Below are 21,354 nucleotides of genomic sequence, written 5' to 3' on the forward strand. Positions count from 1 at the left end.
GAACTTTCGTTCTTGCTCCGGCTTGTTTCAGCATCAAATGCGACGGCGAACGCCGCGTCAAAAATCAAAAACTGAGGTTTGTGCCATGTTCAGCTGGGTCGTTACCTTCCTCTTCATTGCTCTCATTGCCGGCATTCTCGGCTTCGGTGGTGTCGCCGGCGCCTCCATCGAAATCGCCAAGGCGATCTTTTTCATTGCCCTCGTCCTGTTCCTGATTTCGGCTATTGTAGGCCTCGTCCGCGGGCGCAGGCGTATCTAGGGCTATTTCCTTGAGGGCATCCCGATTGATCGGCCGATGCCCTCTGGCCGCTCGGCGGAGTGATGTGCTTCGGCCAGCGCTTGCACGCGGGCGCGGATATCCGGCGGAAACGGCGCCACCTTGCGGGCCATCATATCCATGTGAAGGGTCATGTTCTCCGACGTCGCCGACAGCCATCCCTCGGTGGCGTGGCGCAATTCTTTGAAGGTGTGAATGCGCTTGTCGTCCGCAGCGACAACCAGGATCGAGACCTGCGCGGGATCGCCGAGGTGGATTTCCCGGACATAGCGAACATGGCATTCGGCTGTGAAGGTCGAGTTGTTGCGTGCCTTCATATATTCGGGACCGATCCCGATTTTTAGCCACAGGTCGTCGATCGCCCGGTCGAACAGCACGTTGTAATAGGCCATATTGAGATGACCGTTATAGTCGATCCATTGCGGTTCGATCTGCATGATCGGGGCCCTGAAAGGGACGGGTTGCTCCAGCAGATCGTCGGTGGACTCAATCATCGGTAATTCCTGTTCCGCTTTCACGTCTCTTGACCCGTTATACAACCTTTGCCACGGTCCCGCCGCGTCGGAGGGAATGCTGTGGCTACCATTGCGAACAATTTGAAACGACCGGAGCCGAAGGCCTTGGCGACAGCGCTTGAAGCGCTGACGGCGCGGTTTGGCAATCGGCTTGTGACGTCGCAAGCGGTTCGCGAGCAGCACGGCCATACCACGACCTGGCTCGCCAACCAGCCACCGGACGGTGTCGTGTTCGCGCAGGAAACCGCGGATATCCAGGACGTGGTCCGGATTTGTGCGGCGAACAAGGTGCCGGTGATCGCATTCGGCACGGGCACGTCGCTGGAAGGTCAGGTCAATGCGCCGGCGGGCGGCATCTGTATCGACATGCGCGACATGAACCAGATTCTCGAAGTGCACAGCGAAGACCTCGACTGCGTGATCCAGCCCGGCGTCACCCGCAAGGCGCTCAACGAAAACCTGCGCGATCAGGGCTTGTTCTTCCCCATCGATCCCGGCGCTGATGCGTCGCTCGGTGGCATGGCCTCGACCCGCGCTTCGGGCACTAACGCGGTGCGCTACGGCACCATGCGCGACAACGTGCTCGCGCTCAAAGTCGTGCGTGCCGACGGTGAGATCATCAAGACCGGCACCCGCGCGAAGAAATCTTCGGCGGGGTATGATCTGACACATCTGTTTGTCGGTGCCGAGGGCACGCTGGGTATCATCAGCGAATTGACCATCAAGCTGCGTGGTATTCCTGAAACCATGGCAGCCGCATCATGTTCGTTCGCCACGGTGGCAGGCGCCTGTCAGGCGACGATTCTTGCGATCCAGACCGGCATTCCCGTGGCACGCATAGAGCTGCTGAATGAAGCTCAGGTTCGTGCCTGTAATTCCTATTCCAAGTTGACGCTGCCGGAAACGCCGCTGCTGTTGCTGGAATTTCATGGCAGCGAGGCCGATGTGGCCGAGCAGTCGCGAAATTTTCACGAGATCGCGCTGGAATGCGGCGGCGGCGATTTTTCGTGGACGACGAAGCCGGAGGATCGCACCAAGCTTTGGCAGGCCCGTCACGATGCCTACTGGTCGGTCAAGAGCATGCGGCCGGGCTCCGATGTCGCGGCCACCGATGTCTGCGTGCCGATCTCCAAACTCGCGGAATGTGTCACTGCGACCGAGGAAGATTTGGCGCGGCTCGGCCTGTTGGCGCCGATCGTCGGCCATGTCGGTGATGGCAACTTCCACTGCTCGATGGTATGTGATCGCAACGACGCCAACGAGGTAGCTCGCGCAGAGGACTTCATGCATCGCCTCGCTCAACGGGCGCAGGCGATGGGGGGCACCTGCACGGGTGAACATGGCATCGGGCAAGGCAAGCAAAAGTACATGCAGGCCGAACTGGGCAGTGAGGCGCTCGACGCGATGCGGGCGCTCAAGAAGGCACTCGATCCCGACAATATCTTCAATCCGGGGAAAATCCTGCCGCAGGCGTGATGCGAGGTTGCCGCATCCGGTCACGCCGAATGCGGGCGGGAAAATTCGGTAGAGGCGGCAATACTTCATTGTTCTTAAACATTTTAAAGTTGTATTTGTATTTATATTCTATCGTGGATTGTGTTTTTCGGTTACGGAAAGCGCGATCAAAAAAGATTTGACGCAGAATGCGTCCAATAAAAAAGGCATCGTCCGATGCGGCTACCGTTTTTCTATGGTTGGGTCATCGTCGCCGTCACGTTCGTTTCCATGGCCATCGGGGTCAATGCGCGGACATCGTTCTCACTGTTCTTCCCGCCGATTCTCCAGGAGTTCGGCTGGGATCGTGGCGTCACCGCCGGCGCCTTTTCATTCGGCTTCCTGATTTCCGCGATCATGAGCCCATTGATGGGCAAGCTGATGGACCGCGGCGGCCCGCGAGCCGTCATGGAACTTGGTACCGTGCTGATGGCGGCTGGCCTGTTGCTGGCGCCGCTGACGACGCAGCCGTGGCACCTGTACATGACCATCGGCGTTCTGGTCGGCGCTGGCAGCGTTTGTCTCGGCTATTCCGGACAATCGCTGTTTCTGCCGAACTGGTTCAGCCGCAAGCGCGGCCTTGCGATCGGTCTCGCATTCGCCGGCGTCGGTATCGGGTCGGTGACGGTGCTCCCATGGGTGCAACTGATGATCGAGCAGACTGGTTGGCGCACGGCCTGCACAGCGGTAGGACTCGTGGTGCTGGTCGTGCTCGTGCCGATCAATTTGCTGCTGCGCAAACGCCCGCAGGACATGGGGCTTTTGCCGGATGGCGATCAGGCGCCGACTTCGTCGGCGAAGCATCTATCCAATGTGGTTGATCCGGTCTGGGCCAGTATCGACTGGACGCTGGCGCGCGCCATACGAACCGCGCGGTTCTGGTGGCTCGCGCTTGGCCTGTTCGGCGGGCTGTATGCCTGGTATGCTGTCCAGGTCCATCAAACCAAGTATCTGCTCGACATCGGCTTCACGCCGGGTATTGCCGCTTGGGCGCTCGGTATGGTCAGTCTGTTCGGTGTGCCCGGCCAGATATTTCTGGGCCATTTGTCCGATCGCATCGGCCGCGAATGGATCTGGACCGTCAGCGGTGTCGGTTTCGCGATCTGCTTTGCGTCCCTGATTGCGCTGGAATTCGTGCCGAGCCTGGCGCTCGTCTATGTCATGGTGATCTCGCAAGGCCTGCTGGGCTATGGCGTGACGTCCATCATGGGCGCTGTGGTTTCCGAGATTTTCCAGGGCGAGCATTTCGGCAGTATTTTCGGCACGCTGATGCTCGCTGCGCTCGCCGGCGGCGCCGCCGGTCCGTTGGTGACGGGTGTTCTGCACGACCATTTCGGCACTTATACGCCGGCCTTTGCCCTGGGAATCGCAGTCAGCGTCCTCGCGACCTTCGCGGTCTGGATGGCGTCGCCGGGCAAGGTGAGAGCGGTTGCAGGACGTTTGCACCGCGCCCATGGCGCTGCAAAACCGCTGGAGCAGGGCGCTTCGACTTGATCGAAGCCGGGCGATTTGCCGCAACCGGACGGCTTGGAATGGCTGATCTGGCCACGCATTGCGTGCTGTGACTTCGCCACTATTGGCTCTATAAATAGACGCGTTCCCGCGTATTCAGCGCGGCCGTGCAATGCCTGTGAGGCGTAGTGCCCGGTGGCGTGTTGCAATGCACTTTGCCTGACAGGCAGGCGTACATTCTGCTGGAGCGCTTGAGGGGAGATTCGGTGCAGACGACACTGCTCGGCCTGGCGATTGCATTTATCCTGGCACTGGTTGCTGCTCTGGTCGGGCCTTATTTTATCGACTGGAATCAGTTCCGCCCGCAATTCGAGGCTGAAGCCACGCGTGTGATTGGCGCTCCAGTCCGCGTCGGTGGCGGGCTGGAGGCACGGCTGCTGCCGGCGCCGGCGCTGCGACTGCAGTCGATCACCGTGGGCAGCCCCAACGATCTCGGCAGGATTCGTGCAGACAATCTCAGTGTGGAATTCAGCCTGAGTTCGTTGATGCGTGGCGAATGGCGCGCGACAGAACTCACCATCGGCGGCGCTGCGGTCGATCTCGGCCTCAATGCGCAGGGGCGTATAGAACTTCCGGCTTCGACCGGGCCGTTCAATCTGGGGGGGCTGGCAATTGATCGGCTGAACGTCACCGGTCGCATGGCACTCCACGATGCTGCAAGCAGGAATACGCTCGAACTCTTTGATGTTGTCTTCAGCGGCGATGTCCGCTCGCTGGCAGCCGGCGCCATGCGCGGCGATGGCAATTTCCTGTTGTCCGGTGTGCGCTATCCGTTCCGTTTGTCCTCCGGGCAGACCGGTGACGGCAACGGCACGCGCGTTCGTTTTACTGTCGACCCCGGCGAGAAGCCCTTGTCCGTTGATCTCGATGGCGTGCTCAACTTCGACAATCGCATGCCACGCTTCGACGGCGCACTGACTCTCGCAAGCCCGGCCGGTCTGAAGGCCAGCGGCGCCAACGATCAACTGCCGACGCCGTGGCGCCTCTTCGCCAAGGTCAAGGCCGATCCGGCGGCTGCACACATGGAAACGCTTGAAGCCAGCTATGGCGCGGAAGAGACCGCTTTCAGGTTCACAGGTCTCGCTGACATGCGCTTTGGCGCATCGCCGCTGCTGCATGCGGTACTGTCGGCGAAGCAACTGGATGCCGATCGCCTGCTCTCCAGGGATCAAGCGACCAACGATGTCGTCACGCCATTGCCGGCGCTGCGCAGACTGTTGTCGAGCATGCCGATGGCGCCCTTGGCGACGCAGATCGAGATGGGCGTGGAGCAGATCATGCTCGGCGGAAAGCCCGTGCAGAATATCGGCGCTGACCTGCGTAGTGATGCAGCAACGTGGACTGTCGATCGTCTCGAGTTCCGTGCGCCAGGCGCGACCCGTGTCACGTTGAGCGGCGGCGCAGCACAGCCAGGTGTATCGGATGGCTTCAAGGGGGCCATCGCGGTCGAGTCGTCCGATCCGGATACGCTTGCTGCGTGGCTCAAGGGCCGAACAGACATTGGCTTGCGCAATCAGAAGCCGCTACGCATTCGCGGCAATGTCACTTCGGCGTCCAATCGCTTGGTCATCGAGGCACTCAAGGCGGAGATCGATGGCGGTACGGTCCAAGGCCATGCTGCATATTCGTATCCATCAGCCGCTGGCGGCTCCCGCTTCGATGCCGATCTGAAGGCCGATCGGCTCGATCTTGACGCGGCGGTGGCCTTGATCCGGTCGCTTGGTGAGCCGCAGGCCGAGTGGCCAGATGCGGGTCAGGTATCACTCGATATCGTACGTGCTGTGTCGGCCGGGCAGGAGATGCGCCCGTTCGTGGCGCAACTGGCCTACAGCCCAAAGACGATCTCGGTCGATCGGTTCAAAGTCGGTGACGCCGCTAGCCTGATGCTCGACGGCCGCGCTTCGTTCGATCGCGTGGAAGCCACAGGTGGACTGACGCTCAACGCCACATCCGCATCGATGAGTCAGATCAGCAATATGCTCGCGCCGCTGGCGCCGTCTGTTGCGTCGAGGCTCAACTCCATGACGGCGACGCCCGGCGCGGTTCGCGTCAAACTGTCGCTCGATCTGGCAAAGGATCAACAACGCGCCGATCGCACAAATGCGCGCGTCGTGTTCGATATCGATGCGCCGTTAGTGAAGGGGATGACGACGCTGACCGCATCTCCTCCCATCGCAGCGATGCGTGGCGTTGACCTCACTGAACTGTCGCGCAGCGATGTGGCACTCGAGTCCAAATTGGCCGGGCAGGGCGGACCACTTCTCGCATTGCTGGGTCTGAGCAACGTGATCGCGGCAAGCGATGCCATCGTGAATTTCGAAGGATCTGCGAAAGGGCAATGGCGTGCGCCGCTGCGCGTCACGGCAAAGTTGTCTGGCGCAGATATCGATGCCGATGTGCAGGGCAGTGTGGAACCTTGGGCGGGATCACCGAAAGCGTCGCTCGCGCTTGCGATACGTCGCGCCAACCTTGCTCCGCTGGTCGCTCTCAAACCGTCGGATGCAGCCGCGCAGAATGTCAGCCTGTCATCGCGGCTCACGTTGAACGGCGACAAGGTCGCGCTTGAAGATATCGACAGCAGCTTGGCCGGTTCGCACGTGCGTGGCCGTATTGCACTGACGCTCGGGGCTGAGAAACTCATCGATGGGCAGATCGGCATAGATGCGATCGAACTCGGACCCGCCTTTGGTCTCGCTGTGGGCACGCGAGGGCGCGATGTCACGGACCCTATCGGGCGGGGAGTACTGCAAGGATGGCGCGGTCAGTTGGCGTTTCAGGCGCTGAGCGGGACGTTGCCCGGCGGCATTGAATTGCGTCCTGTCAGCGGCATCGTGAAGAGCGACGGCCAGGCCCTGACGATCGATACGATCAAGGGTGTCGTCGGCGGCGGCGAAATCACGGCTGATGTCGATCTCAAGCCATCGGTCGCCGGATATACGCTTGGCGCTCGCGTGCAATTCTCCGGCGTAGACGGAGCGGCCTTGCGCTATCGCTCACTGGCAATGCCCGCGGGCAAGACATCACTGCGGATGGCGCTGGCCAGTCAGGGGCGTAGTGTCTCGGCTCTGGAAGGTGCGATGTCCGGCAGTGGATTGCTGACGATCGACGCGGCGCGCATCAACGGCCTCGACCCGCGTGCGTTCGACGCTGCCATTCGTGCCAGCGATTCCGGACAGGCCACGAATGACGCCAAGCTGCGGCAGATCGTCGATACGGCGATCACCGCCGGTACATTGTCCGTAACTGCGGTGCAGGTTCCGTTCAGTATCAAGGATAGCCGCCTGCGCATTGGTGCGACGACGCTCGATGGCGAAGGAGGACGTGCGATCGTGTCCGGAGGTTACGACATCGTTGCCGACCAGGTCGATATGCGCGCGACATTGACGGGCACGACCGTCGGGACGTCGAGCGTTCGACCGGAAGTTCAGATCTTCGTGGTGGGAACGCCTGACAAGTTCGATCGCACGCTTGATGTAGCGGCGTTGTCATCCTGGCTTGCAGTGCGTGCGATCGATCGCGAGACGCGCCGGCTTGATTCACTTGAGCGCGGTGAGTTGCCACCAACGGCCGTACCTGTCGCCGTTCCTCCGCCCTCCGCACTGCCCGTCGACACACAGGCCCCAGCGAGCGACCCGCCGACAGCCTCGGCACCTTCCGATGTGCTACTTCCCGCTCGTGACCCCCGCCGTCCTGCTGCTAAGGCCGCTGCACCTCGTTCTGCCGTGCCGCCAGTCGCTAGTCAGCAGGTGGCGCCGCTTCCCGCGCCCATAGAAGTGCGTCCCGCGCCCGGTGCTGCGCGCGCGCCAAGGCCCAGGCCCGCGCCCCCCCTCGTGCTGATACCGCCGGCCGCGAGTTCAGCGCGGCCGACGTTCTGACGATGACTCAGCGAACAAACACGACCTTCGGCAAAGCGATTTGCTGAAGGTCCGCTGTGTTTACGCCGAGAGATTGTGCTCCGGCATCCGCTGTTGCGGAACGGCACGCGTACGGAAGTAATCGAGCACGAACAGCCGAATCGCGGACGACAAATTGCCCTGCTGACGGTTTGTGTCGATCTCACCAACCAGCTCTGAAAGCGTCATGTCGCGAAGATTCGAAATCTCCTTCATGCCGTTCCAGAACGCCTCTTCGAGACTCACGCTGGTTTTGTGACCTGCAACAACGATCGATCTCTTAACTACGGGCGATTTCATGATGCGTCCTCGCCATCGATGTGATGCTGATCCAGCATGGTATTCGCACGGACTGTGCGTTGCTCCTGCAATGTTCGTTCAGATTTAGTACGTCCGAAGCGCGCACGATTTACATCGGCCTGTTTTGCCGATTCCTCCCGTGCAGTGCGCTTCCTGAAGCGATTGAGATTGATCAGGTCACCCATGATCGCTCCTGTCTTTGTCTTTCAAAAAAATGATGGGGCGGGAAACGTCGTCTTCACCATCCAGTAGTTGTACGAGGCAAGGGTGAATTCAGTTTCGATATCCATCCTAAAAATATTCTCCGTAGTTCCAAACAAGCTCCGCAGCAAAATGAAATCAACTACAACGCGTAACCAGATCGCCTTCTGCTGTATCACAAAGAAAAACGTATCTGATATGCGACCATTCTAACCATTTAGAAGATATGAATTATAATTATTTCCTTCTGAGTTATTCTCAACAAGCTGTGAGCAAAAATTCTTGCTCACCCAGGGTGTATCATTTTGACCGGCTGAACAAGAACATCGAACTCTGCAGCACTAACAAAACCGAGCCGCAGCGCTTCCTCTTTCAGTGTAGTTCCGTTCGCATGAGCAATCTTCGCGACCTTCGCGGCGTTATCATAACCGATTTTCGGTGCGAGTGCAGTGACGAGCATCAGTGATCGTTCCATTAACTCGTGAATTCGTTTTTCATCGGCGCGAATTCCATTGATGCAGTGCGCTGTGAAGGATCGCGCAACGTCTGCGATCAATTGGATGGACTGCATCATGCAATGGGCCATCACCGGCTTGTAGACATTGAGTTCGAAATGACCCTGGCTGCCAGCTACCGTAATTGTCGTGTGGTTACCGAATACCTGACAGCATACCATTGTCATTGCTTCACATTGTGTCGGATTTACCTTTCCGGGCATGATCGATGAGCCGGGCTCATTCTCCGGAAGGATCAATTCGCCAAGTCCGGAACGTGGGCCGGATCCGAGCAGCCGAATATCGTTTGCAATCTTAAATAGACTTGTTGCAACCGAGTTGATCGCTCCGTGTGCAAACACATAGGCGTCATTCGATGCGAGCGCTTCGAATTTGTTCGGTGCCGTGATGAATGGGAGCTTGGTAATTGTTGCTGCGTGCTTCGCGAATAACTTCGCAAAACCTGGCTTGGAGTTGAGACCGGTTCCGACTGCAGTTCCGCCCTGGGCGAGCGGGTAGAGATCCTTCACGACGCTTCGCAGGCGTTTGATGCCGCTTTCAACCTGTGCGGCATAGCCTGAAAACTCCTGCCCGAGCGTGAGCGGCGTCGCGTCTTGTGTATGTGTGCGTCCGATCTTCACGATCTTTGCGAAGGCTTTTTCCTTCTTGCGCAACGCAACATGCAGTTCGCTTAGTGCGGGGATGAGATATTCAACGATACCCTGAGTTGCCGCGATGTGCATCGCAGTTGGAAACGAATCGTTGGACGATTGACTCATGTTGACATGGTCATTGGGATGCACCGGCTTCTTGGAGCCGCGTTCCGCCCCTAAAAGCTCGTTCGCACGATTGGCAATGACCTCGTTGAGATTCATGTTGGTCTGCGTGCCGGAGCCGGTTTGCCAGACGACGAGTGGGAAGTGATCATCCAGCTTCCCGTCGATGACTTCGCGTGCTGCGCTCACAATGGCCTTTGCAAGCTTGGGCTCGAGAAGTTTGAGTTCGCGATTGGTCTCGGCCGCTGCCAGTTTGACAATGCCGAGCGCGCGAATGATCGGCATCGGCATGCGATCGTGACCGATCTTGAAATTTTGTCGCGACCGTTCCGTTTGCGCTCCCCAATAACGATCCGCTGCGACCTCGATCGGACCGAAGCTGTCGGTTTCGGTACGGGTGGCGGAGGGGGCGGAGGTCTTCGAGGATTTGGCCATGGCTACGGTCCTTGCGATGCCGCGCTTCCTGCAGAGACTTCTCCCGGGTGCGGCGCATAAGAATGGGGCCGCGCGAACGCGGCCCCGGCACCTTACAACGTCTTGCGATTATTTCTTGCGGAAGCGGTCTAAACGGACGACTTCTGCACCTTCGCCCGGTTTCGTCGGCTCTTCTTCCGAAGTGGCTGCTGGGGGGGCCGGAGGAGCGGCGAGGGCGGACGCCGCAGTGGCTGCGGATGTCGCGCCAGCAGCCGGGGTCTCGGCGGCGACCTCGGTTTCGAACTGCAGGCCAAACTGCACGGAGGGATCGTAGAAGCTCTTGATGGCGTTGAACGGCACGACGAGGCGCTCGGGGATGCCGTTAAAGGACAGGCCCACTTCGAAGCGATCTTCGGTGACCACCAGATCCCAGAACTGATGCTGAAGGATCACAGTCATTTCCTCTGGATACTGGGCCAGCAGGCGCGGCGATAGTTTGACGCCATCCGCGGTCGAGACGAAGGTGATGAAGAAGTGGTGCTCGCCGGGCAGGCCGTGCTCGGCTGCGTCGATCAGTACGCGGCGCAGCACGCCACGGAGGGCGTCGCGCGCCAGCACATCGTATCGAATATGATCGGTTGCCATCGGTCGGTCCCGTTGCTTGTCTTGGTCGTGGCCATTTCTGGAGTGAAGGCGAGGCCGGAGAGCCGACTCGCGTCACCATCCATCCTATCCCGGCGGAGACCCGAGGTCAGCAGCCGGAAAGCTGGCGTTCTCTATATATGACGCAGATTGGACGCGATACAGCCGGGCTGCCATTTCAACCGCCGATTGGCGTGGAAACAGGCGAAAATCGGTTGGCCCAATTGCCGGATGGGCCTAGTTCTGAACCATGCATCCAAGTTCACCACAGGCTGATGCTCCCATCGTGGAACTGGCGTCGGCTTCGCCGCCGGGACTGCTGACGCTATTCCTTGCCTTTGCGAAGATGTCCCTGGCCGGTTTCGGTGGCGTTCTGGTCTGGGCGCGCCGGGCGATCGTCGAGCAGCATGGCTGGATGACGCCCGAGGAATTCAACGAGACTTTTGCGCTTTGCCATTTTTTGCCAGGGCCGAATATCGTCAATCTGTCCGTGGTGTTCGGCGCGCGGTTTCGTGGTGTGCCTGGCGCCATTGCAGCCTTTGCGGGATTGCTGGGGCCACCGGTGCTCATCGTGACCATTCTGGCGATCTTGTATGCACGCTTTGGGGATATCGAAGCGCTGCGGCGCACACTTGCCGGCGTATCTTGCGTTGCGGTCGGACTGCTGTTCGCTGTGATTTTCCGAATGATGCTGCCGCTTCTGAGGAAGCGTGAGCCGGTCAGTTTGGCGCTGCTGGTCGCCGTTTTCGTCGCAGTGGGCGTGATGCGATGGCCGTTGCCGACGGTCCTTCTGGTGTCGATTCCTGTCAGCATCGGCCTGACCATCGTGACGCGACGGCGGTCGGCCGCATGAATGATACGAACTCCGGATCGCTGCTCACGCTGGCCTGGTCGTTCGGGCTGATGTCACTCTTTGCCGTCGGTGGCGCCAATTCGGCGATTCCAGAGATTCATCGGCTTGCGGTCGATGTAAACCATTGGATGTCCGACAAGCAGTTTGCCGATGTGTTTGCGATCTCGCAGCTGTCACCGGGGCCGAACGTTCTCATTGTGACACTGATCGGTTATCAGGTGGCCGGCGTCATGGGCGCATTGGTCGCAACGCTGGCCATGTGCGGGCCGACAGCTGTGTTTGCTTATTATGTCAGCCAATTGCTTTCGCGATCGGGCCACGCACAGTGGCCGGGGATTGTGCAGGCAGCGTTGGTGCCCTTATCAATAGGTCTCATGAGCGCGAGCGGGCTGGTTCTGCTGTTCGCTTCCGACACCACCTGGACGGCGTTTCTGGTAACGGGGAGTGCCGCCGTTTTGGCGTTTGCCACGCGGCTTAACCCGCTATGGTTGTTAGTTGCCGGAGGCCTTATTGGTTTTGCTGGCGTTCTCTGACGAAAATCGCTAGCAAGCTTGACCACGGAGCCGTTGGGCGGTCTCCGAACGATGTTGTTTGAGCTACAGGCTCGTAACAGGGGAACGTACCAATGAGTGATGCGCCGAGCCATGCGCCGGAAAAATCTATCTTACCGAGCTGGGTCAAAGGCCCTCAGGACTTTGTCGGCGGCCTCGCTTTGGTGGCGATTGCTGCATTTGCTCTGTGGGCATCCAGTGATCTGCAGGGCATGCATGGCTTCTCGTTCGGTGCAGGTACCGCGCCGCGGATGTTTGGCATTCTGCTGCTGGGTCTGGGTGCGGCCGTGACCGTCGTTGGCGTTTTCACGGAAGGCCCCACGCTCGCCAAGTTCCACTGGCGCGGTCCGCTCTTCGTCGCGCTTGCGATCCTGTGCTTTGCGCTTTGCATTCGCCCGATGGGGATGATCTTCTCCGCGATGGCGAGCTTCCTGATCGCGGCGCTCGGCTCGACCGAGACGCGCTGGAAGGAAACCTTCATCGTCGGCGCCTGCCTCACGGCAGGCTGCGCTTTGCTATTTCCGTACGCGCTTGGTCTGCCTCTGCAGATGTGGCCGACGTTTCTGATCCGCTGAAGGCGAGGGCGCTATGGGTGATCTGTTTTCCAATCTCGGTCTCGGCTTCGCGACCGTCTTCCAGTTTGTGCAGTGGGCGCCGCCTTTCCTTGGTGGCCTGTCGGTTCCGATTCCGATCAACATTCTGCTCTGTCTGATCGGTGCGCTGGTCGGCACGCTGGTCGGCGTGTTGCCCGGTATCGGCACCATCGCCACGGTGGCCATGCTGCTGCCGATTACGTTCGGTCTGCCGCCGGTCGGCGCGCTGATCATGCTCGCCGGCATCTATTACGGCGCGCAGTATGGTGGCTCGACCACGTCGATCCTTGTCAATATTCCCGGCGAAGCCGGTTCCGTCGTCACCGCGCTCGACGGTTTCCAGATGGCCAAGCAGGGCCGCGCTGGTCCGGCACTTGCGATCGCGGCCATCGGCTCGTTCTTCGCGGGTTGCGTATCGACGGTGCTGATCGCCGTGCTCGGCGCGCCGTTGACCAAGCTTGCGCTGGCTTTCGGACCCGCCGAATACTTCTCTTTGATGGTCCTCGGTCTGATCTTCGCGGTGGTGCTCGCCAAAGGCTCAGTACTGAAGGCGATCGCGATGATCGTGTTCGGCCTGTTGCTGTCGATGGTCGGTTCCGATATCGAGACCGGCGCCTCGCGCATGTCGTTCAACATCCCCGAACTTGCTGACGGCCTTGGCTTTGCCACGGTCGCCATGGGCCTGTTCGGCTTTGCCGAGATCATCCGCAATCTGGATGCTGGCGGCGAGGAAGATCGGCAACTGGTTCAGCAGAGGGTCACGGGCCTGATGCCGACCAAGAAGGACATGAAGGACTCCGCGCCAGCCATTCTGCGCGGCACCGTGCTCGGTTCCATCCTCGGCATTCTGCCGGGTGGTGGCGCGGTCATTGCGTCTTTCGCGGCCTATACGCTTGAGAAGAAGCTGTCGAAGCATCCGGAGCGGTTCGGCCGTGGTGCCATCGAAGGCGTTGCTGCGCCGGAAAGCGCGAACAATGCTGCAGCGCAGACCTCGTTCATTCCGCTGTTGACGCTCGGCATTCCGCCCAATGCGGTGATGGCGCTGATGGTTGGTGCGATGACCATTCATGGCATCGTGCCCGGTCCGCAGGTGATGCAGAAGCAGCCCGAACTCGTCTGGGGCATGATCGCCTCGATGTGGGTCGGCAATCTGATGCTGCTCGTCATCAACCTGCCCATGGTCGGCATCTGGGTTCGGCTGCTTCGTGTGCCGTATCGCCTGATGTTCCCGTCGATCGTAGTGTTCTGCAGCATCGGCATCTATTCGGTGAACAACGCACCGATGGACGTGGTGCTCGCAGGCGTATTCGGTTTGCTCGGCTACTGGCTGATTAAGCACGACTTCGAACCGGCTCCGCTGCTGCTCGGCATGGTGCTTGGCCCGCTGATGGAAGAAAACCTGCGTCGTGCTCTGCTGATCTCGCGCGGCGATGCGACGGTGTTCTTCACCCGTCCATTGTCGGCCAGCCTGATGGCGATCTCGGCGTTCCTGCTAATCCTTGCGGTGCTTCCCGCACTGCGAAAGAAACGCGACGAGGTCTTCGTCGAATCCGAGAGCTGACGAAGCTCTCCACGCATCTGCGTCGTTACGCCACGGCCCGAAGTCGAATAGACTTCGGGCCTTTGCTTGTATTCAGTCCCGCGACTGTCGGCATTTCGCGGCAAAAACATTACTGGAGGGAAACAAATGAAGCTGTTCAATCGCAGGGTTGCGATCAGTGGCCTAGCGGCAATTGTCGGCCTTGGCGCATTCGCAACTTCTGTTCAGGCGCAGGAATACCCGACCCGCAACATCACGATGATCGTGCCCTTCGCGGCCGGTGGCCCGACCGATGTGATCGCGCGCATTGTCGCTGCAGATATGTCGAAGACGCTCGGCCAGCAGATCATCATCGAGAACGTTGTCGGCGCCGGCGGCACCACCGGCGCGACGCGTGCGGCGCGTGCGGCCAATGACGGCTATACGATCATCACCGGCCACATGGGCACCCATGCTGCCGCCGTGCCGCTGTATCCGAAGCTTGCTTATCACCCCGAAAAGGATTTCGAGCCTGTTGCACTGCTCGCCGGCACGCCGATCCTGATCCTGGCAAAAAAGGACTTCGCGCCGAAGGACCTCAAGGAATTCGTCACCTATGTGAAGGCGAACAGCGACAAGCTGAACATGGCTCATGCCGGCGTCGGCTCGGTGTCGTATTCGTCCTGCGAATTGCTGAGCTCGGTTCTGGATATCAAGCCGACCGGCGTTCCGTTCAACGGCACCGGTCCGGCGATGAACGCGCTGGTCGGTGGTCAGGTCGACTATATGTGCGACCAGATCGTCAACGCGGTTCCGCAGATCAAGGGTGGCACCATCAAGGCCTATGCCATCGCGACGCCTGATCGTAACCCGTCGCTGCCGGACGTCCCGACGACCACCGAAGGCGGTCTGCCGAAGTATCAGGCCTCCGCTTGGAACGCGATCTTCGCGCCCAAGGGCACGCCTGCGGCGATCACCGCCAAGCTGAATGCCGCCGCCGCCAAGGCGCTGGACGACGAGAACGTGAAGAAGCGTCTCCTCGATCTCGGCTCGGACATTCCGAAGCCGGAGGCCCGGACCCAGGCCGCACTCGGTGAGCTGGTGAAGAGCGAAGTTACGAAGTGGTCGGCGGTGTTGAAGCCGGCGATGTGATCGGGAACCGGCTAACCGGTTGATTTCAAGGGCTGGATCCCCAGGGGATCCGGCCCTTGTCGTTTGCCGGGCAGGGACACACTTTTCCGGGTATAATCCGGGAATCGGCGTGTCCGGCCACCGGCCAAGGCGATAAGTTCGCCCGTTCACAAGCCCGCAAGATCGACCATGAACCAGTATCACGACCTGCTAGAGCGAATCCTGAGCGACGGCGCCGAGAAGCACGACCGCACCGGCACCGGCACGCTGTCGGTGTTCGGCCATCAGATGCGCTTCAAGCTCAGCGATGGCTTCCCCGTCCTCACCACCAAGAAACTGTCGCTGAAGGCGATCATCCACGAGCTGCTCTGGTTCCTCGCGGGCGATACCAACATCAAATATCTCAAGGACCACGGCGTCTCGATCTGGGATGAATGGGCGGACGCCAATGGCGATCTCGGCCCGGTCTATGGCTCGCAGTGGCGCTCATGGCCCACGGCAGATGGCCGCAGCATCGATCAGATTGCCAACGTCATCGACATGATCAAGCGCAACCCGGACTCGCGCCGGCTGATCGTAACGGCGTGGAATCCGGCCGAGATCGACAAGATGGCGCTGCCGCCATGCCATTGCCTGTTCCAGTTCTATGTCGCCAACGGCAAGCTTTCCTGCCAGCTCTATCAACGCTCGGCCGACGTCTTCCTGGGCGTACCCTTCAACATCGCGTCCTACGCGCTGCTGACGATGATGATCGCGCAGGTCACGGGCCTGAAGGCCGGCGACTTCATCCATACGCTTGGCGATGCCCATCTGTACTCCAATCATCTGGACCAGGCGCGGCTGCAGCTAACGCGGGCGACGCGTACGCTGCCGGTGATGAAGATCAATCCGGACGTGAAGGACATCTTCGCGTTCCGCTATGAGGACTTCACCCTCGAAGGCTACGACCCGCATCCGCATATCAAGGCCGAGGTTGCGGTTTGATCGCAATGACGGCAGCCCCTCAGATCGTTCTCATCTACGCCGTCGCCGAGAACGGCGTGATCGGGCAGGGCGATGCCATTCCGTGGCGGCTGAAGTCGGATATGCAGCGCTTCAAGGCGCTGACCATGGGTAAGCCGATCGTGATGGGGCGCAAGACATACGAGTCGTTTCCGAAGCGGCCGCTGCCGGGACGCACCAATATCGTCATCACGCGCAATGCGGGCTATCAGGCCGCAGGAGCCCTCGTCACTACGTCGCTTGCCGATGCGCGCGCGGTGGCGACTGGCGATGCGCTGCGGCGTTTGGTCGCCGAGATCGCCGTTATCGGCGGCGCCGAGATTTATGCCCGGTGGATGGGGATCGCCGACCGCCTCGAAGTTACGGAGGTTCATGCGAACCCGGTTGGCGACACCTTTATGCCGCCAGTCGATCTCACTGTGTGGGAAGAAGTTGCCCGCGTCAGGAATGCCGCTGCGGGTGAGGACAGCGTCGATTTCTCCTATGTGACATATTGCCGGAGAGCGCCCCGTTAACTGCGTTTTCCGCCCGTTAACATTGACTTTTGCGGCCTTGGGCATAGCTCCAGCGATCAAGAACCCCGCGTTGTAAGAGCTGGGGTCGTCCCCTATAAAGCCATGCAGACGTGGCGAGACCGGTATGTCCGGCCGCGCAGAGGAGAGTGTTGAATGCCGTGGAAGAATCAAGGCGGAGGCCCATGGGGCTCTGGTCCGAAGGGACCTTGGGGTTCTGGTCCACAATCGTCCGGACCGAGGCCGCCTGATCTTGAGGATCTGCTGCGCAAGGGGCAGGACCGTCTGCAGTCGTTGTTGCCCGGCGGCTTCATCAGCGGCATGGGCATCGCGCTCGTGCTTGCCGTGGCGCTCGTGATCTGGGGTCTGTCCGGTTTCTTCCGCGTGCAGTCCGAAGAGCTCGGTGTCGTGCTGCGCTTCGGCAAGCATGTGCGTACCGTGCAACCCGGCCTGAACTATCACCTGCCTTATCCGATCGAGACCGTGCTGTTGCCGAAGGCGCTGCGCGTATCGACGCTGTCGGTTGGCATGTCGATCATGGAAGACACCGGCCGCCGTGGCCGCAGCATCCGCGATGTGCCGGAAGAAAGCCTGATGCTCACTGGCGACGAGAACATCGTCGATGTCGATTTCACCGTGTTGTGGCGCATCAAGCCCGACGGTGTCGGCAACTTCCTGTTCAACATCCAGAACCCCGAAGGCACCGTGAAAGCGGTGGCCGAAAGCGTGATGCGTGAAGTGGTTGGCCGCGCCAACATTCAGCCGATCCTCACCGGCGCACGCACCACCACCGAAAGCCAGGTGCAGGAACTGATGCAGAAGACGCTCGACGGCTATAGCGCCGGCGTCCTGATCCAGCAGGTCCAGCTGCAGAAGGTGGATCCGCCGGCACAGGTGATCGATGCATTCCGTGACGTGCAGGCGGCGCAGGCCGACGCCCAGCGTCTGCAGAACGAAGCCCAGACCTATACCAACCGCGTCGTTCCCGATGCGCGCGGTCGTGCTGCGCAGATCCTGCAGGTCGCCGAAGGCTATCGCGAACAGGCGATCGCCGAAGCCAAGGGCCAGAGCGCGCGCTTCCTGAAAGTGTATGACGAGTACAAGAAGGCGCCGGACGTGACCCGTCAGCGTATCTATCTCGAAACCATGGAGCGGATCCTCGGCGGCGCCGAGAAGCTGGTCTATGACGGCGGCCAGGGTGCCGGCGCTTCGCAAGGCGTCGTGCCTTATCTTCCCTTGAATGAACTGACGCCGCGGCGTCAGCCTCCGGCGCCATCTGGTCAGCCTCAGCAGAGCGGGAGCACCCGATGAAAACCGGCATCTCAGGTATCGTTGCACTGATTGTAGTGCTGGTGCTGGTCATCGTGGGCTTCGGCTCGATCTATACGGTGCGCCAGACTGAACAGGCCCTCGTGGTGCGGCTCGGTGAGCCGGTTCGCGTGGTCACCGAGCCCGGTCTGAACTTCAAGATCCCGTTCATCGACAGCGTGATCTCGATCGACAAGCGTATCCTCGATCTGGAAAACCCGGCTCAGGAAATCATCGCCAACGACCAGCGTCGTCTGGTGGTCGATGCCTTCGCCCGCTACAAGATCAAGAACGCGTTGCGCTTCTACCAGAGCATCGGGTCGATCCAGGCGGCGAACATCCAGTTGACCACGCTGCTCAACGCGGCCATGCGCCGTGTGCTCGGCGAGGTCACCTTCATCCAGATCGTGCGCGACGAGCGCGAGAACCTGATGAACAAGATCCGCGAACAGCTCGACAAGGAGGCCGACGGCTACGGCATCTCGGTCGTCGACGTTCGTATTCGCCGCGCCGATCTGCCCGAGGCCAACAGCCAGGCGGTGTATCAGCGGATGCAGACCGAACGTCAGCGTGAAGCTGCCGAGTTCCGCGCGCAGGGCGGCCAGAAGGCGCAGGAGATTCGCTCCAAGGCCGATCGTGAAGCAACGGTGATCATCGCCGATGCGAACTCGACGGCTGAACAAACCCGCGGTGCAGGCGACGGCGAGCGCAACCGCCTGTTCGCCGAATCCTACGGCCAGGATCCGGAGTTCTTCGCGTTCTATCGCTCGATGACGGCTTACGAGAACGGATTGAAGAGCAACGACACCCGCTTCCTGCTGCGGCCGGATTCGGAGTTCTTCCGCTTCTTCGCCAATCCGTCGGGAAAGCCCCCCGCGGCAAAGCCGCAGTAACGGTGTCAGTCAAGCTTACGCAGATACCTGTTTTGCGTTCGCTGTCACTCTGATCTAAGGATGAGGCGCGCCATCGTGGTGCGCCTCATTTGTTTTCAGAAAAGCGCCAAGAAAACTGCCAAGAAACTACGGCCAGGGTGCGAACGTTCGGGAGTGGAAGTCGGATGAGGTCCATAGCGTTTGCCGACTTCCTCATCGGCATCGGAATCCTGTTCGTATTCGAAGGCATCCTGTTTCTGGCATTCCCCGGATGGATGCGTCGCGCCATGAAGAGCGCGCTGCACAGCCCTGATAATATCCTGCGCATCGCGGGCCTGGTCTCGGCGGTCGGTGGCCTGATCCTGATCTGGGCAATCCGGCACTAGCGGCCTTCGTCGGGAGTTCGAAAAGCTCTTCCCGATCAACGTGATCGTGCACGCTTACGTCCGCATTCCGCCGCAATCCGCGTCCCAGATGGGCCACCCGGATGGCCCGCGCGAAGGCTTGCGCGACGTCGCCGTTCGGGCGCACTCTCGGCCAAATTTGCCGACTCTCTTTTGGAGACGTTTCCGACATGTCCATCGCTCATCCCTTTCTGAGCCCCGCTTCGCGCCGCGCGTCGTCTGCGGGCCTACGTCCGCTGCTGGCGGCGCTCGCATTTGGTGCCGCCGTTGCCACGTTTTCCGCGCCGGCCTCGGCCCGCGGGCCGGACGGCATCGCCGATATCGCGGAGAAGGTGATCGATTCCGTGGTCAATATCTCGACCACGTCCACCGTCGAGGCGAAGAACAGCGACAAGGGCGAGGGCGGTGGCCGCGGGGCGATGCCGCAACTGCCGCCAGGTTCGCCGTTCGAGGAATTCTTCGACGACTTCTTCAAGAATCGCGGCGGTCGCCCCGGTGGCGAGAAGAATGGCGGCATGCAGCCGCGCAAGACCAATTCGCTTGGCTCCGGCTTCATCATCGACGCATCCGGCATTGTCGTCACCAACAACCACGTCATCGATGGCGCCGACGAGATCACCGTCATCATGAATGACGGCACCAAGATCAAGGCAGAGCTGGTCGGCGTCGACAAGAAGACCGATCTGGCGGTGCTGAAGTTCACCCCGGTAAAGCCTGTGGTCGCCGTCAAGTTCGGCGATAGCGAGAAGCTGCGCCTCGGCGAATGGGTGATCGCCATCGGCAATCCGTTCTCGCTTGGCGGCAGCGTCACCGCGGGCATCGTCTCGGCGCGTAACCGCGAGATCAGCAATAACAGTCCCTATGACAGCTACATCCAGACCGACGCCTCGATCAATCGCGGCAATTCGGGCGGGCCGCTGTTCAACCTCGATGGCGAAGTGGTCGGCGTGAACACGCTGATCATCTCGCCCACCGGCGGCTCCATCGGCCTCGGCTTTGCCGTGCCGTCGAAGACCGTGGTCGGCGTCATCGAGCAGCTGCGCGAATACAAGGAAGTCCGCCGCGGCTGGCTCGGTGTACGCATCCAGCCGGTCACCGACGAGATCGCCGAGAGCCTGAACATCAAGCCCGCGCGCGGTGCGCTGATCGCCGGCGTCGATGACAAGGGTCCCGCCAAGCCTGCGGGCCTCGAGCCCGGCGACGTGGTCATCAAGTTCGACGGCCGCGACGTCAAGGAGCCGAAGGACCTGTCGCGCATCGTCGCCGGCACCGCCGTCGGCAAGGCCGTCAATGTGCTGATCATCCGCAAGGGCAAGGAAGAAACCAAGCAGGTCACCCTCGGCCGTCTGGAAGACGACAAGCCTGTGCAGGCCTCGATCAAGGCGACGCCGGAAGCCGAGAAGCCGGCAACCCAGAAGGCGCTGGGCCTCGATCTCACCGGCCTCAGCAAGGATCTGCGCACCAAGTACAAGATCAAGGACAGCGTGAAGGGCGTGATCGTGACCGGCGTGGATGCCGGCTCCGACGCTGCCGAGAAGCGCCTGTCCGCCGGTGATGTCATTGTCGAGGTCGCGCAAGAAGCCGTCACCAACGCCGCCGACGTCAAGAAGCGCGTCGACGCGTTGAAGAAGGATGGCAAGAAGTCGGTGCTGCTGCTGGTGTCGAACGCCGAAGGCGAGCTGCGCTTTGTTGCGCTGAGCGTGCAGTAGGGCGCTGTCGCGATTGTAGGATGGGGTGAGCGTCTTCGCGAACCCCATCGCGGTCATCGCGTGTGTTGATGGGTTTCGCTCCGGCGCAAGCGCGCCTGCGCTCACCCCATCCTACGGCCTGACGCTTCGGCCTCATCGGATTCAACTGTCAAACAGCCACTGCTTCAGACATGCGACATCGCCCCTGTTGTTTGCGGCGCGGGGGCGCCGTCGTCTCTTGCATTCCCGCCCCCTTGCGAGAGGGCGTGCGGAACGCCGGGTGCCCGATGCACCCCTGGGCCTGATGCCGATGCGGTCTTCCGCAAGGGTATGCATCAGGACTTTCGGAAGCACGGGCGATTGCCCGACGTTCCGCCTGCGGTGTTTTGTCGACTTGCTGAAT

General features: G+C 60.7%; 20 protein-coding genes. 15 read left to right on the top strand and 5 right to left on the bottom strand.

What is annotated here, in order from left to right:
• Positions 1-85: 85 nt before the first annotated feature.
• Positions 86-259, top strand: coding sequence for a DUF1328 domain-containing protein (locus ACEK02_RS27305; RefSeq protein WP_371424604.1), 174 nt, complete (start codon positions 86-88; stop codon positions 257-259).
• 2 nt (positions 260-261) lie between these two features.
• On the opposite strand, the gene ACEK02_RS27310 is transcribed toward ACEK02_RS27305, so the two are convergent.
• Positions 262-771: a thioesterase family protein gene (locus ACEK02_RS27310; protein WP_371424605.1), complete on the bottom strand. Its 510-nt coding sequence runs from the start codon at positions 769-771 to the stop codon at positions 262-264.
• 102 nt (positions 772-873) lie between these two features.
• On the opposite strand from ACEK02_RS27310, the gene ACEK02_RS27315 reads away from it, so the two are divergent.
• From ACEK02_RS27315 to ACEK02_RS27325, 3 genes are all read left to right on the top strand, one after another.
• The gene (locus ACEK02_RS27315; RefSeq protein WP_371424623.1) at positions 874-2,268 is read left to right on the top strand and encodes an FAD-binding oxidoreductase; all 1,395 of its coding nucleotides are present in this window, start codon (positions 874-876) and stop codon (positions 2,266-2,268) included.
• Between the two features lie 195 nt (positions 2,269-2,463).
• The gene (locus tag ACEK02_RS27320; RefSeq protein ID WP_371424606.1) at positions 2,464-3,780 is read left to right on the top strand and encodes an MFS transporter; all 1,317 of its coding nucleotides are present in this window, start codon (positions 2,464-2,466) and stop codon (positions 3,778-3,780) included.
• A gap of 224 nt (positions 3,781-4,004) precedes the next feature.
• Complete coding sequence (locus ACEK02_RS27325) at positions 4,005-7,673, top strand: AsmA-like C-terminal region-containing protein (protein WP_371424607.1); 3,669 nt, start codon at positions 4,005-4,007, stop codon at positions 7,671-7,673.
• Between the two features lie 60 nt (positions 7,674-7,733).
• Here ACEK02_RS27325 and ACEK02_RS27330 read toward each other — a convergent pair whose 3' ends face one another.
• From ACEK02_RS27330 to ACEK02_RS27345, 4 genes are all read right to left on the bottom strand, one after another.
• Positions 7,734-7,991 carry a ribbon-helix-helix domain-containing protein gene (locus tag ACEK02_RS27330; protein ID WP_068734045.1) on the bottom strand — a complete coding sequence of 86 codons (258 nt, stop codon included), beginning with the start codon at positions 7,989-7,991 and terminating at the stop codon, positions 7,734-7,736.
• Positions 7,988-8,176 (bottom strand): DUF4169 family protein, encoded by a 189-nt coding sequence (locus tag ACEK02_RS27335; RefSeq protein WP_371424608.1) that lies wholly within the window; start codon positions 8,174-8,176, stop codon positions 7,988-7,990. The genes ACEK02_RS27330 and ACEK02_RS27335 overlap by 4 nt, the downstream gene beginning before the upstream one ends.
• Before the next feature lie 302 nt (positions 8,177-8,478).
• Entirely contained in the window at positions 8,479-9,897 is a 1,419-nt protein-coding gene (gene fumC / locus ACEK02_RS27340) for a class II fumarate hydratase (RefSeq protein ID WP_371424609.1), read from the bottom strand.
• Between the two features lie 108 nt (positions 9,898-10,005).
• Positions 10,006-10,521 (bottom strand): SspB family protein, encoded by a 516-nt coding sequence (locus ACEK02_RS27345; protein ID WP_371424610.1) that lies wholly within the window; start codon positions 10,519-10,521, stop codon positions 10,006-10,008.
• 247 nt (positions 10,522-10,768) lie between these two features.
• Here ACEK02_RS27345 and ACEK02_RS27350 point away from each other — a divergent pair, with 247 nt between their 5' ends.
• From ACEK02_RS27350 to ACEK02_RS27400, 11 genes are all read left to right on the top strand, one after another.
• Positions 10,769-11,371 carry a chromate transporter gene (locus ACEK02_RS27350; protein WP_371424611.1) on the top strand — a complete coding sequence of 201 codons (603 nt, stop codon included), beginning with the start codon at positions 10,769-10,771 and terminating at the stop codon, positions 11,369-11,371.
• Positions 11,368-11,904 carry a chromate transporter gene (locus ACEK02_RS27355; RefSeq protein ID WP_371424612.1) on the top strand — a complete coding sequence of 179 codons (537 nt, stop codon included), beginning with the start codon at positions 11,368-11,370 and terminating at the stop codon, positions 11,902-11,904. The genes ACEK02_RS27350 and ACEK02_RS27355 overlap by 4 nt, the downstream gene beginning before the upstream one ends.
• A 92-nt stretch (positions 11,905-11,996) precedes the next feature.
• A complete protein-coding gene (locus tag ACEK02_RS27360; RefSeq protein WP_371424613.1) occupies positions 11,997-12,497 on the top strand; it encodes a tripartite tricarboxylate transporter TctB family protein in 501 nt (166 codons plus the stop codon).
• A 13-nt stretch (positions 12,498-12,510) separates the two neighbouring features.
• Complete coding sequence (locus ACEK02_RS27365) at positions 12,511-14,076, top strand: tripartite tricarboxylate transporter permease (protein ID WP_371424614.1); 1,566 nt, start codon at positions 12,511-12,513, stop codon at positions 14,074-14,076.
• Positions 14,077-14,202: 126 nt separating this feature from the next.
• On the top strand, positions 14,203-15,186 hold the full coding sequence (locus ACEK02_RS27370; protein ID WP_371424615.1) for a tripartite tricarboxylate transporter substrate-binding protein: 984 nt from the start codon (positions 14,203-14,205) through the stop codon (positions 15,184-15,186).
• Between the two features lie 168 nt (positions 15,187-15,354).
• Complete coding sequence (locus ACEK02_RS27375) at positions 15,355-16,149, top strand: thymidylate synthase (RefSeq protein ID WP_371424616.1); 795 nt, start codon at positions 15,355-15,357, stop codon at positions 16,147-16,149.
• A gap of 5 nt (positions 16,150-16,154) precedes the next feature.
• Positions 16,155-16,682, top strand: coding sequence for a dihydrofolate reductase (locus tag ACEK02_RS27380; RefSeq protein WP_371424617.1), 528 nt, complete (start codon positions 16,155-16,157; stop codon positions 16,680-16,682).
• A gap of 153 nt (positions 16,683-16,835) precedes the next feature.
• Positions 16,836-17,990, top strand: coding sequence for an FtsH protease activity modulator HflK (hflK, locus tag ACEK02_RS27385; RefSeq protein ID WP_371424618.1), 1,155 nt, complete (start codon positions 16,836-16,838; stop codon positions 17,988-17,990).
• Positions 17,987-18,880, top strand: a complete 894-nt coding sequence (gene hflC / locus ACEK02_RS27390; RefSeq protein WP_371424619.1) for a protease modulator HflC — start codon at positions 17,987-17,989, stop codon at positions 18,878-18,880. The genes hflK and hflC overlap by 4 nt, the downstream gene beginning before the upstream one ends.
• Positions 18,881-19,044: 164 nt before the next feature.
• Complete coding sequence (locus tag ACEK02_RS27395; RefSeq protein WP_371424620.1) at positions 19,045-19,245, top strand: DUF2065 domain-containing protein; 201 nt, start codon at positions 19,045-19,047, stop codon at positions 19,243-19,245.
• A gap of 188 nt (positions 19,246-19,433) precedes the next feature.
• Positions 19,434-20,972, top strand: a complete 1,539-nt coding sequence (locus ACEK02_RS27400) for a Do family serine endopeptidase (protein ID WP_371424621.1) — start codon at positions 19,434-19,436, stop codon at positions 20,970-20,972.
• Positions 20,973-21,354: the final 382 nt, after the last annotated feature.

Source organism: Tardiphaga sp., assembly GCF_041424195.1.
Taxonomy (GTDB): Bacteria; Pseudomonadota; Alphaproteobacteria; order Rhizobiales; family Xanthobacteraceae; genus Tardiphaga.